This is a genomic window from Ruegeria lacuscaerulensis (assembly GCF_013034745.1).
In the GTDB taxonomy this organism is placed as follows: Bacteria; Pseudomonadota; Alphaproteobacteria; order Rhodobacterales; family Rhodobacteraceae; genus Ruegeria; species Ruegeria lacuscaerulensis_B.
Genome location: NZ_WQGP01000005.1, coordinates 238,880 through 252,215, shown reverse-complemented (window position 1 = coordinate 252,215; position 13,336 = coordinate 238,880). Strand labels below are relative to the sequence as shown.

The 13,336-nt window shown below is 57.5% G+C and carries 9 protein-coding genes; 1 reads left to right on the top strand and 8 read right to left on the bottom strand.

Annotated elements, in window-relative coordinates:
* Positions 1-4 precede the first annotated feature (4 nt).
* The 8 genes from GOV79_RS12115 to GOV79_RS12080 form a co-directional block, all read right to left on the bottom strand.
* Entirely contained in the window at positions 5-1,183 is a 1,179-nt protein-coding gene (locus GOV79_RS12115; RefSeq protein WP_170789963.1) for an acetyl-CoA C-acyltransferase, read from the bottom strand.
* A gap of 74 nt (positions 1,184-1,257) precedes the next feature.
* Complete coding sequence (locus GOV79_RS12110) at positions 1,258-2,235, bottom strand: NAD(P)H-dependent flavin oxidoreductase (RefSeq protein WP_170789962.1); 978 nt, start codon at positions 2,233-2,235, stop codon at positions 1,258-1,260.
* A 93-nt stretch (positions 2,236-2,328) separates the two neighbouring features.
* A complete protein-coding gene (locus GOV79_RS12105) occupies positions 2,329-3,258 on the bottom strand; it encodes a sugar kinase (protein WP_170789961.1) in 930 nt (309 codons plus the stop codon).
* Positions 3,259-3,543: 285 nt separating this feature from the next.
* Entirely contained in the window at positions 3,544-5,133 is a 1,590-nt protein-coding gene (locus tag GOV79_RS12100; RefSeq protein WP_170789960.1) for a GMC family oxidoreductase, read from the bottom strand.
* Between the two features lie 26 nt (positions 5,134-5,159).
* The gene (locus GOV79_RS12095) at positions 5,160-6,272 is read right to left on the bottom strand and encodes an ABC transporter ATP-binding protein (protein ID WP_170773387.1); all 1,113 of its coding nucleotides are present in this window, start codon (positions 6,270-6,272) and stop codon (positions 5,160-5,162) included.
* A gap of 6 nt (positions 6,273-6,278) precedes the next feature.
* Entirely contained in the window at positions 6,279-7,160 is an 882-nt protein-coding gene (locus GOV79_RS12090) for a carbohydrate ABC transporter permease (protein ID WP_170773385.1), read from the bottom strand.
* Positions 7,160-8,053, bottom strand: coding sequence for a carbohydrate ABC transporter permease (locus GOV79_RS12085; protein ID WP_170773383.1), 894 nt, complete (start codon positions 8,051-8,053; stop codon positions 7,160-7,162). Before GOV79_RS12085 ends, GOV79_RS12090 begins: the two co-directional genes overlap by 1 nt.
* Before the next feature lie 102 nt (positions 8,054-8,155).
* Positions 8,156-9,406: an ABC transporter substrate-binding protein gene (locus GOV79_RS12080; RefSeq protein ID WP_170773381.1), complete on the bottom strand. Its 1,251-nt coding sequence runs from the start codon at positions 9,404-9,406 to the stop codon at positions 8,156-8,158.
* 353 nt (positions 9,407-9,759) lie between these two features.
* Between GOV79_RS12080 and GOV79_RS12075 the strand changes: the two genes are divergently transcribed.
* The gene (locus tag GOV79_RS12075) at positions 9,760-13,308 is read left to right on the top strand and encodes an adenylate/guanylate cyclase domain-containing protein (protein ID WP_170789959.1); all 3,549 of its coding nucleotides are present in this window, start codon (positions 9,760-9,762) and stop codon (positions 13,306-13,308) included.
* Positions 13,309-13,336: the final 28 nt, after the last annotated feature.

Below are 13,336 nucleotides of genomic sequence, written 5' to 3'. Positions count from 1 at the left end.
CTCGTCAGAATACCTCAAAAAGGCCCGCCGCGCCCATTCCGCCACCGATACACATGGTTGCCACGGCATATTTCGCCCCGCGGCGTCGGCCCTCGATCAGCAGGTGGCCCGCCATCCGCGCGCCGGTCATCCCAAACGGATGCCCGATCGAGATCGAGCCGCCATTCACATTACAAATCTCTGGATCAATCCCCAGCGTCTGACGGCAATACAGCGCTTGCGAGGCGAAAGCCTCGTTCAACTCCCACAAGTCGATATCATCCACAGTCAATCCATGACGTTTCAGCAGGCGCGGCACGGCAAAAACCGGGCCAATGCCCATCTCATCTGGCTCACAACCGGCAACGGCAAACCCCATGAACGCACCCAACGGCTCCAGCCCTTCTCGCGCCGCGAAATCCGAGTCCACCACCACACAGGCTGACGACCCATCGGACAGTTGCGACGCGTTCCCTGCCGTCACGAATTGGTCCGCACCGCGCACCGGCTCTAGCCCGGCCAGACCTTCGAGCGTCGTGTTCGGCCGATTGCAATCGTCCCGATCAATAGTCACGGCTTTTTCAGAGATTTCGCCCGTTTCTTTGTCTTTGACCCGTTGCACCGCCTGCATCGGCACGATCTCGTCGTTGAACTTACCGGCGGCTTGGGCAGCGGCGGTGCGTTTCTGGCTTTCCAACGCCAGTTCGTCCTGCGCTTCACGGGTGACACCATAGCGCGCGGCTACGATGTCGGCGGTTTCGATCATAGTTAGATAAACGTCGGGCTTATGTTCCAACAGCCACGGGTCGCGGTCAAAAGGCCCCGGTGTCTGATCCCTTAGCGTGATGGATTCCACCCCACCCGCAATCGCGGCAGGCACCCCGTCCTGCACCACTGCATGCGCTGCCATGGCAATCGCCTGCAAGCCCGAGGAACAGAACCGGTTGATGGTCGTCGCGCCCACGGTCACGGGCAACCCTGCGCGCAGCACCGACTGGCGGGCGATATTTGCGCCGGTCGTGCCTTCGGGGAACCCGCAACCGATGAAGGCGTCTTCGATTAAGGCAGGATCAACGCCGGCGCGGTCAACCGCGTGTTGGATCGAATGCCCCATCAAAGAGGCCCCAAACGTGTTGTTGAACCCACCCCGGAAGGACTTGGCCAAACCCGTGCGGGCGGTTGAAACCAGAACGGCTCGTTTCATCTGTTGGGTTCTCCTTTTGCTTTACGTGTTTGGCGACACCCTCGCTTTGTAGCAAGATTTGCATTCCGCTCGGATCAATCCCGGCTAAAAGCGGCCAAGCGATCTGTGATGATCTCGTTGGCATCCGACATGATCCGATCAATCAGTTCCTGACAGGTAGGGATGTCATGGATTAACCCCGCAACCATCCCGCAGGACCACGCGCCTGCATCCATCTCACCATCTTGCATGACGCGCGGATAGACACCTGCGACTTCATTCATGATGTCCTCGAATTGTAGCTCCGTACCCTTGGCACGCTCCGTTTCCAAAACACGTTCGACGGCTGTGTTGGTCAGAACGCGCTCAGTGTTGCGCAAGTGGCGCATGACAAGGCGTGTGTCCAGTTCCGAGGCCGCGACGATGGCATCCTTGACGTTCTGATGCACCGGAGCTTCTTTCGTGGCGATGAACCGCGTACCCAGATTGATCCCGTCCGCCCCCATCGAAAGCGAAGCCACAAGACTGCGCCCATCCGCCTGCCCGCCCGATGCGACAAAGGGGATCTCCAGTTCATCCGCTGCGCGCGGCAACAGGATCATGTTCGGGATATCATCCTCGCCCGGATGACCGCCGCATTCAAACCCGTCGACCGACACCGCATCGCAACCGATCTCTTGCGCTTTCAGCGAATGGCGAACCGACGTGCATTTGTGGATGACCTTGATCCCGGCCTCTTTGAGGTAGGGCATCACCTGCACAGGATTGCGTCCGGCCGTTTCGACAATCTGCACCCCGCCATCGATGATTGTTTTGATGATGGCCGGGTAGTCGGGCGCATTTACCTTTGGCAGAAAGGTGACATTGACCGCGATAGGCTTGTCGGTCATGTCCTTGCAGCGCGCGATCTCATTGGCCAAATCTTTGGGTGTCTTCTGTGTCAGTGCAGTGATCGTCCCCAACCCGCCCGCGTTTGAGACCGCAGCCGCCAGTTCTGCAAAACCCACGTAGTGCATTCCCCCCTGCATGATGGGGTGTTGGATGTCGAACAACTCGGTAATTCGGGTTTTCATACTCTGCCCTTCAAATTTAATCTTCGATCGTTCAATCTGCCATCTATGCCAAAGAACCGTCTTGGGAACAGGTTCTGCCTCAAGACTGTATGATCAGTCTATTTCCTTCATTCTGTCCTTGGGAATGCGCGCGCCGAAATGCCGGATAACTTCGCCCGCCGTCCTCTGCCCCCAATGAACTGCCTTTTCCTGATCACAGCCTTTGAACCGAGCGGAAAGATATCCAGCGTTGAATGCATCTCCGGCACCCGATGTGTCGCGAACACCATCCACGGATTGGGTCGGAACTTCGCTCAGATGATCGTCGCAAAACGCCGTCAGAGCCGCCGCGCCATTTTTGACGGCAATTTCAACGACGCCAGCGCGACGCAAACGTTCAACTGTCTGAACCGGCGACTCGTCGCCCCACAGGGCGCTTTCATCGTCAAAGCTGGGGAGCGCGATATCGGTGAGCGTATTGATCCTGGCCAGAACAGCCCGCGTTTCTTCAGCAGACCTCCATAGTCGCGGGCGCACGTTAGGGTCGAATGACACGATCGCTCCCTGCGCCCGCGCCTTGGTTAAAGCTTCAAACAGAGTTTCACGGGCGGGCTCAGACAAAATGGCCAGTGTAATACCCGACAGATGGATCAACCCTGCACCGGTCACGGCCTGTTCCAGCCATTCCAGATCGTCAGCCAACAACCTCGCCGCTGACGTATCCCGCCAATACTGGAAACTGCGCTCAACCCCATCAAGCTCAATCATGTAAAGACCCATCGTACGAGCCGCTGATCGACCAACACCCGAGACATCCAGCCCGTCCTGCTGCGACTGCTCGACAAAAGCATCTGAAACGGAATCCATGCCAACTTTGGTAACAAACCCGACCTCGGCCGCATCCCCAAGTAGTTGTGCCATGTGCCAAGCGGTGTTGAACGTATCGCCGGCAAAGCCCCGGCGATAGGTTTCGTTGCCTACATCCGCCATTTCGATCATCGCTTCGCCGATAGCGAGCGCCTTTCGGGATCCAAACGCTAACACTGGGCAACCTCCAATTCGGGCTTTCCGCCGGGCGGCCGCGCGCAGCAGATTTTATCTGGCAATAGAAACGCCTTCGCGATGCGAGAACGGGCCAAAAAACACTCAGCGATTCCGCCACTCACATGCGGGTTTATCATTCAAAATTCCAACGGATTGATGGCGATAACAATCTTGTATCGTCAATGTATCGCAATCGACAACGGTTTCTTGTAGCGCGCCCTTTCAGACCCATCGACCATGGGCCCTGGACCACGAGAAATCCAGACCCGTCAGCATGGCCATTTTTTAAAAGACGTTGTGGTCCTGTTTGATCATATCTGCAGCCTTTTCACCGATCATGATCGACGGCGCGTTTGTGTTTGATGAGTTGACAGTTGGCATGATCGACGCATCTGCGACCCGCAGCCCCTCGATCCCATTGAAGCGCAAACGCGGGTTCAGAACAGCTCCGGTATCGCCGCCCATCCGGCAAGTGCCGGCGCAATGGTGTGAGGTTTTGGAATGTTCGCAGATGAAATTGAAATAGTCTTCGTCCGTGCGTACATCCGGCCCCGGAAGGCGTTCGGCCAGAATGTAGGGTTTCAGCGCCTCCTGTGCCAGAATTTTCTGCACCAATTTCAGCCCGCGAACGGACATCTCACGATCATAAGGATCTGACAGGTAATTCGGATCGATCAGAGGCATTTCGGCGGGATTGTCACTGCGCAACCGAACCGATCCCCGTGACCGTGGCCGCAAATGACAGGCGTTCAGCGTCACACCGCCATTTGGCATTGCCGCGACACCGGCTTCGATCCCGGTGCCAAGGCCCAGATGCATCTGGATATCGGGTGAGCGGGCGTTTTCATCTGCATACCAGAACCCACCCGTCTCAAACAGGCTGGAGGCAACCGGGCCCTTGCGCGTGAGCAGGTATTGCAAAGCCGCCAGCGCTGACAGATGCGGCTTGGCATAGCGGTCATAGGTATGTGGGCCCGTAACCTCGCATATCGCATAGAGGTCCAGATGATCCTGCAAATTCGTCCCTACATTGGGTTGGTCATAGACGACATCAATTCCCAAAGCTCTCAGCGTGTCTGCCGGACCAATACCCGAAAGCTGCAACAACCGGGGCGAGCCGATGGCTCCCGAGGACAGGATCACCTCAGCCTCAGCGACGATTTTGCGGCCGTCCAGTAATTCGACGCCCGTTGCCCGCCTGTTTTCAACCGTGATCCGGCGCACCTGCGCGTGTGTCTGAATGGTCAGGTTGGGCCGCGATTGCGCAGGCGCAAGGAAGGCCATCGCGGCAGAGGACCGACGTGCACTGCGCTGGGTCAGTTGGTAATACCCTGCCCCGTCTTGCTTGGCCCCATTCACATCCGTTGTCTTTGGTATACCCAACTGACCGGCGGCCTCGATAAACGCATCGCAGATCGGCAGAGGGGCTGCGGGCATGGAAACCCCCAACAGGCCGCCTTGGCCGTGGAACTCTCCCCCATATGTGTCATTGTCTTCGGATTTCTTGAAATAAGGCAGAACGTCCGCGTAACCCCATCCCTCGCAGCCCATCTGACGCCAGTCATCATAGTCCTGTGCCGCTCCGCGGGTGTAGATTTGGGCATTGATGGCCGAACCACCACCGATCACCTTGGCCTGTGTATAGGTGAACACCTTGCCCTGCATGTGCTGCTGCGGCACGGTGCTCCACCCCCATGACCCAATGCCTTTAGTCATCTTGGCGAAGCCTGCGGGCAGATGGAACAAGGGGTGACGGTCGCCGCCTCCGGCCTCAAGCAGCAGGACCCTCAGATCGGGGTTTTCCGAAAGGCGTGCGGCGATGACGGACCCGGCAGACCCCCCGCCTACGACGATAAAGTCGTAGCCGGTTGTCATGCGTTTAGGCCCTTCATCACAGTGGACTATCCCTGAATGCGGTTTTCGGTTTCAGGATCGAAGGCCACCGCTTTTTCCATGTTGACCGCAAAGGTGAAGTCCTGCCCAGGCGAAACCTCTGCATCCGACCGCATGCGTGCAATCACATCCCGACCACCCAGCGTCATGGACACAAATGTGTCGGACCCCGCCGGTTCTGTCACGACGATCCGATTGGTCATCTGCGCGATATTCGACGATTTCCGATCTGCCCCGTCAACATCCGTGATCGTCTCGGGTCGGATACCAAGCAGGATGTCGCGCCCGTCCCAATGGGATAGGTTGTCCTGGCTGAACGGCAGTTGCGCCATCGCGCCGTCATGCAAGGCAACCTCGGCATGGGGGCACCCATCCACCATCACCACCTTGGCAGGCACCACATTCATCGCGGGCGACCCCATGAAGGTGGCGACGAAGATATTGGCGGGGGTGTCATAGATCTCTTGAGGAGTGCCCAGTTGTTGCACGTAGCCACCGTTCATGACGGCAATCCGGCTGGACAGCGTCATCGCCTCGATCTGGTCATGGGTCACGTAGACAATGGTCGTGCCAAGGTTCTGGTGCAGTTTCTTGATCTCGGTCCGCATGTCGACGCGCAGCTTGGCGTCCAGATTGGACAGAGGCTCGTCGAACAGGAACACATCAGGGTTGCGCACCAAAGCCCGCCCCATGGCCACGCGCTGACGCTGACCGCCCGACAATTGGCCCGGCTTACGATCCAGTAACTGCTCAATCTGCAACAGCTTGGCAACCTCGGCCATGGCCTTTTCACGTTCGGGTTTCGGCACGCCGTGCATTTCAAGTCCGAAGGTGATGTTCTGCCCCACGGTCATGTTGGGGTACAATGCGTAGCTCTGGAACACCATGGCGATGTTGCGGTTTGAGGGATGAACCCCGTTCATCACCTGATCCTTGATGCGGATCTCACCGCTGGTGATCTCTTCCAGCCCCGCGATCATGTTCAGAAGGGTGGACTTACCGCAGCCCGAGGGCCCGACGAGCACCAGAAACTCGCCCTCCTGCACCGAGATGTCCACCTTGTGCAACACCTCGACCGCACCGTAGGACTTGGTTGCGTTGTCGATATCAAGAAATCCCATGGTCCGTTATCCTTTCACTGAACCCGCCATCAGGCCGCGGACGAAGTAACGACCGGCCACGATATAAACGAGCAGCGTTGGCAGCGCGGCCAGAATGGCGCCTGCAAAATGTACGTTGTATTCCTTTACCCCCGTCGACGACTGCACAAGATTGTTGAGCGCGACCGTCATTGGCTGGCTGTTGGCATCGGCAAATGACGCTCCAAACAGGAAGTCATTCCAGATATTGGTGAACTGCCAGATGATCGACACCACCGCGATAGGGCCTGAACTGGGCAGCAGGATGCGCCAGAATATCTGGAAGAACCCCGCCCCGTCGATCTGTGCCGCCCGGATCAGTTCGGTAGGGAAAACGGCATAGTAATTTCGGAAGTAAAGCGTGGTGAAGCCAATGCCGTAAACCACATGCACCAGTGCCAGACCCCATGTGGTGCCCGCTAGGCCCATCAGGCCCAGCATCCGCGCCATCGGGATCAGAACGATCTGGAATGGGATGAAACAGGCAAACAGCATCAGCCCGAACAGGATGGTGTCATACTTGAAGCGCCACTTGGTCAGTACGTATCCATTTAGCGCGCCCAAAATGGTCGAGACGATAACGGCGGGCACAACCATCTTGATCGAATTCCAGAAATACGGGCGCAAGCCCGTCGGTTCGACCCCAATCTGGGCCGAGGACCAGGCTTGCAGCCACGGCTCGAGCGTGAAGACCTCTGGCAGGTTCATCATGCCGCCGCCAGTAATTTCCTCCAAGGGTTTGACCGAATTCACCAGCATCACGTAAAGCGGCAAGAGGTAAAACAGGGCAAACAGCAGCAAAACCAGATAGATCAGCGTGCGCGTAACGCGGCCCGTGCGGATTGCGGTATCTTGAGAGGCCTGAGACATCAGCGTTTCTCCCGCAATTCAGCGTAGAGATAAGGGATCATGATCGCGGCTATGGTCATCAGCATGATCGTGGCCGAGGCTGCCCCGATCCCCATCTGATTCCGCGTGAACGTGTAGGAATACATGAAGGTTGCGGGCAGCTCGGTCGCGCGGCCCGGACCGCCGCCGGTCAACGCGATTACAAGGTCAAAGGTCTTGATCGCAAGGTGGCTGAGGATCACGAAAGCCGACAGGAAAGCGGGCCTCAGCTGCGGGATGATGATCCGACGATAGAGGTTCCAGTTCGACGCCCCGTCCATTTGTGCCGCGCGCAGGATTTCATTGTCGATACCCCGCAGACCGGCCAGAAACATCGCCATGACAAAGCCCGAGGTCTGCCAGACCGCCGCTAACACGACGGTGTAAATCGCAAAGTCGCGGTTCTTGATCCAATCGAACTCAAAACTGGTCCAACCCCAAGTATGCATCACGTTTTCCAGCCCGATGCCGGGATCGAGGAACCATTTCCACGCCGTTCCGGTCACGATGAAGCTGAGCGCCATCGGATACAGGTAAATTGGACGCAGCAGGCCTTCACCGCGAATTTTCTGATCGAGGAAGATCGCCAATCCCAAGCCGATACAGGTGCAGATCACGATATAAAGCCCCGCGAAAATCCCCATATTGATGAGCGAGGTTTCCCAATGGCTCAATCGCCAGAGCTTGTCGTAATTCTCCCAGCCGACCCAGCCGAAGCTGGGCAGTATACGACTGTCGGTGAAGGACAGGTAGACCGAGAACAGGATGAACCCGTAGACAAAGACCAGAACCATCGCCAGTGAAGGCGACAGGACCAGTTTGGGAATCCAGTTCTGAAGGCGTGTCTTGAAATCCGCGTCGGCTGAAGCAGCCATGGCGCGCCCTCCTCGTTCCAGAGTTGGTGTTTTGGGGCTTATCCTGCCCCTTTCAAGACAGGGCGGCCAGGCAGCCGCCCCGTCAGAAGGTTCAAGTCGGGATTACTTTGCGATGGAAACCGCGTCGACCAGTTCGGTCACAGCTGTTTCACTGTCATACTCGCCGTTGAAATGCGCCGTCACGACGTCATAGACCGCGTTTTTCACCGAAGCCGGCGCCGCGTGGCCGTGCGCCATAGAACCGAACAAGTTGCCCGACGATGCAGCGGCGGCCAGATCCTTCATGCCTTGCTGACCACAAGCGTCTAGGTCGCTGCCATCCACGTCGGTCCGGGCCGGAACGGAACCCTTCACCTTGTTGAATGCAATCTGGAAGCTTGGCGACAGAATGGCGCTGGCCAACGCGGCCTGCTCGGCTGAAACCGAACCGCCTTGGTCGAACATCATGAACTGGTCGGCGTTGAAGGTGACCTGGTCCTGCGTGCCGGGGAAGCGGAAGCACAGGAAGTCCTGACCCGGAACTTTGCCCGCGTTCAGGAATTCACCCTTGGCCCAGTCACCCATCATCTGGAAACCGGCCTCGCCATTGATCACCATCGCGGTGGCAAGGTTCCAGTCGCGGCCCGAGAAGTTCTCGTCCACATTGGCGGCGATGAAGGACATGCGATCGAACGCTTCTTTCATAGCATCACTGCCCAGCGTTTCTTCGTCCAAATCAATGAACGCCGCCTTGTAACCGTCCGCCCCCAAGGTTGACATCGCGATTGCGTCAAACACGGTTGCATCTTGCCAGGCCTGACCGCCATGGGCGATCGGGGTGATCCCGGCGGCTTTCAGCGCTTCGACAGCCGCGACGAACTCGTCCCAGTTGGTGGGCTGGGCGATACCGTTTGCATCCAGGACCGCCTTGTTTGCCCACACCCAGTTGGTCGAATGCACATTGACCGGAGCCGAAACCCACTTGCCGTCATGCTTGGCAAAAGCCTTCAATGCGTCTGGCACCACATCGTCCCAACCTTCTTTGGCTGCAACTTCGTTCAGGTCCGCCAATGCGCCCTGATCGGCCCAGTCCAGAATGTCGAAACCCAGTGCCTGAACGGCAGTCGGGGCATTCCCGGCTGTGACACGGGCACGCAGAACGGTCATCGCCTGCTCACCACCGCCACCGGCGACAGGCATGTCGGTCCAGCCGATACCCTGCCCGGACAGGTCGTCTTTCAGAACATTCAGTGCGGCGGCTTCACCACCGGACGTCCACCAGTGCAGAACCTCAACCTCTTCCGCCTGCGCCAGGCTGGTGGTGCACAACAGCCCTGCCACAATCAGAGATTTTGTTTTCAGTAAGTTACGCATTTTCTTTCCTCCCAATATGCGATCTTTTTTGCACGGCCCCTTTTCGGGGTCCCTTTCTTCCGTCTTGCGGCCATCCTCCAACCGCACATTCACCCGAAACGTTTATTGCGTTTTCTCGGCGAAATACTCCCAAACACTTAAGTTCATTCTTACCGAAGTCCCGGCCAAAGTGAATGTCAGCGCTATCATTGATCAAGGAACCGGCTTCGTCCAGTGTTTTGAACGCCAAAGTCAAAAGAAGGGTTTCAAATACCCGAGTCTTTTCGATCGGTTCGTTCGGGCACATGGCAGGGCCGCCAGATCGAAACGTCGCTTGGCTTGATCCGTGGGCCAATAGTCCGCATGATCACGAAATGAGTTTTGAAGTCACGTCATGGCTGAAAGACCTTGGAATGGAGCAGTATGCTGACACGTTCCTGCAAAATGACGTCGATGCACGTGCCCTACCGCTGCTCTCAAATGAAGACCTCAAAGAACTTGGCTTGTCCCTTGGCCACAGGAAGATCGTCCTTGCCGCCATAGCAAAGTTGGATGGCAACCCCGGATTGCCCATCACAAACGCCCCACCAGATGGAAACAAACCCGGTGAAACCGAAACCCGAGCACCTGCTGCCGAGCGACGCCATCTGACCGTGTTTTTTGCCGATCTTGTCGGATCGACCGAATTGACAAACAAGTTCGATCCCGAAGATATGCGCGCCTTGCTGCAAAGTTATCAAGACAGTGTCGCTGGGGCAGTGACGCGTTTTGGCGGCTATGTCGCCAAGTATCTGGGCGATGGATTGCTGGTCTTTTTTGGTTGGCCACAGGCCTATGAAGACCACGCCATCCGCGCGGTGAAGGCGGGATTGGATTCAGTTGCGCACGTGAAAACCCTGAAATCTCCTGACGGCGAGCGTTTGTCCGTTCGGATCGGTATCGCAAGCGGTGACGTGGTCGTAGGCGACGCCGTTGGTGAAAATACCTTCGAAGAGGGCGCAATGACCGGTCCGGTTCTGAACCTGGCGGCGCGGTTGCAGGAAAACGCGCAGCCGAACACGGTGGTAACTACAAGCGAGGATTCTGATGCCAGCCTGCGACGGGTCTTTTCGATTTCCTCACTTGGCCCTGTTTCGCTAAAGGGCTTTGACACCCCGCGTACCTTGCTGCAGGTCACGGCCGAGCGCAGCGCCGACAGCCGTTTTCAGGCGTTGCATCGTGAAAGTGAAAGCTCGGAAATGATCGGGCGGGACTTCGAAAAAGGTATCCTGCACCAAACCTGGCAACGGGCCTCTGCCGGGCATGGTGAGGTCGTCCTGCTGTCTGGCGAAGCCGGGATCGGCAAATCCCGCCTGACGGAAGAGTTTCTGAGCGGCGACGACATCGCTGCGACGGCAGACGTCTTACGACTGAATTGCTCGCCCTATCTGACCAGCAGCCCCTTTCACCCGGTGACCGAGCGCATCTCGCAGGATGCAGGTGTCGGACCGGATCTGGATGACGATCGGGTGGTAGAGCTGGTCCGCGCCATGCTTGAGAAACGCGAGGGGATCGAACTGGATCACGTCCTGCCGGTTTTTGCGGCGCTGGTCGCCCCGCACAGTGATGTGGCCGAAAAGATTCTTGACCTGTCACCACAGGAACAGCGGGATTTGACCATCCAGACGTTGATCGACACGGTCAAGGCCCGCTCAACCGTGCGACCGGTTGTTTTGTGTGTTGAGGACGCGCATTGGATCGACCCCTCGACAAACGCCTTGCTGGAAAGGTTCAAGTCCATCTGTTCGGACCTGCCATTGATGATGTTGATCACCCACCGCCCCGGCTGGGATCTTGCGCGGGACGAAGGGGAAGCACACACTCAAACCCTACACCTGCGCCGCTTTGATCCAGACCATGTGGCGAACTTGATCCGCAATGTCTCGGGTAAAACCCCTGACACCGATCTGGTTCAGCTGATCATAGAAAAGACGGACGGCGTCCCACTATTCGTCGAAGAACTGACCCGCGCCTATCTAACCACAGGTGGGCAGGGTGCAGTGGCTGTTCCTTCGTCACTAAAAGGCGCGTTGATGGCGCGGTTGGACGCGGTTTCATCAGACGCGAAACAGGTGGCACTGACAGGCTCGGTGATCGGGCGCGAGTTTGAACCTGGCCTGCTACGTGCAGCACTGACGGATGCCACGGTCGACACCGCAAAGGGCTTGGACGAACTGTGCAAAACCGGACTGGTTTTCGAAAGCGGCAACTCCAGAGGCCACTTCGTTTTCCGTCACGCACTGATCCGCGACACTGCCTATCAATCCATGCTCAGCACAACTCGGCGGGCGCAGCATGCCCATGTTGCCAAGGCGTTGGCAGCGTTGCGGTCCGCCGAGATTGAACGTCGACCTGAACTTGTCGCCCGACACCTGACCGAGGCCGAAGACTGGAGTGCGGCGTTCAAAAAATGGCAGGCGGCAACCGAAATGGCGCTGGCTCGTTCCGCCAGTCACGAGGCAATGACTAACGCGCACGAGGCGCTGAATGCAGCACGGAACCTTGAGGGCGACAATCAGTCCGAAACAATCCGGGCAACTGTTCTTGTCGGGCGCAGCTTTGATAGTTTGGGACAGCTACCCGAAGGCATTGCGGAACTCAAAAGCGCCTCGGACGCGGCAAATGCCCTTGGGGATGTCGAATTGGCCGCCGATGTAGCCCTGCATTTTTCGGATTCCTGCATGATGGCTGGGCAACGACATGGCGAAGTGATTTCCCTGTGCGAGGCCGCTTTGAAAAACCTGCCCGCGCAAGACGAAAGACGCCAGTGCCAGCTAAAAAGTCAGCTTGCCCGCGCCTGTCTGTTCCTTGGTCAAGCCTCAGAGGGTGCCCGATACGCCCAGGAATCGATGGAGCTTGCCGCCAAACTGGGAGACAACAAATCCCAGTTCTCGGTCATGATGATGCAATACGGCGCGCCATTTATCGCAAGACCCGCCGACGAAAGGCACAAATGGCGGGAACATCTGGACAAGATGCACGAAGTAGCGCAGCATCTTGGCTCGATTGATCAGGGTCGGGACCGCACACTCAGCCTGTTTGTTGGGGCCGAAATGGCTGACCGGGCTCTGCTGGACCGGTCATTGAAACTGCTGACCGAGGTGTCCCAGAAAGACAATCACTTGCAGCTCTATTGGGTTCAGACCCATGCCCGGGCAATGATAGCGATCATGGAGGGCGACTTTGGCAAGGCCGAAAAGCTAGCTACCGAGGCGGTGAAAATCGGCCGCAAAACCCACGGGAAACATATCGAGGGCGTGTTTGGCGTTCAGATGTTCACCCTGCGCCGAGAACAAAGCCGTTTGCACGAAGTGGCTCCGGTCATTAAAAAACTGATGGATGAAAACGCTGACGACATGACCTGGAAGCCCGGTTTTGGCGTCATCGCAGCTGAACTGGGGTTTCATGACCCCGCTGAACGCATCCTGAACGAGGTCGCCGAGAGCGGATTTTATCTGCCGTCAGACGCCATGTATTCGACCACATTGTCCTATCTGTCCGATATTTGCGTCGCAGTCGGTCATACCACGCACGCGCAAACGCTGTTCGAGATGTTGGCCCCTTACGAAGACCTCACCATTACCGCTGGGGCAACGACAGTATGTACTGGCGCGGGTGCGCGGCGGTTGGGAAATCTGGCTGCATTGCTTGAAGATTGGCCAACTGCAGAACGGATGTTTACCAAGGCAATCCAGATTGACACGGACATGGATTGCCCGCCCTGGGTGGCACACAGCAAAGCCGCCTATGCGGCGGCTCTGCGCAGGCTTGGCGGCAAGGACAACCTTGAACAGGCCATCCATCTCGAGGCCGAGGCGTTGGCAACAGCTCAGAAATTGAGTATGGTTTCCCTTAGGGAAAGGCTTGAAGGAACTGCAAGCTGAACCCTGTTTTCATTTCCTGGGGGGGAAA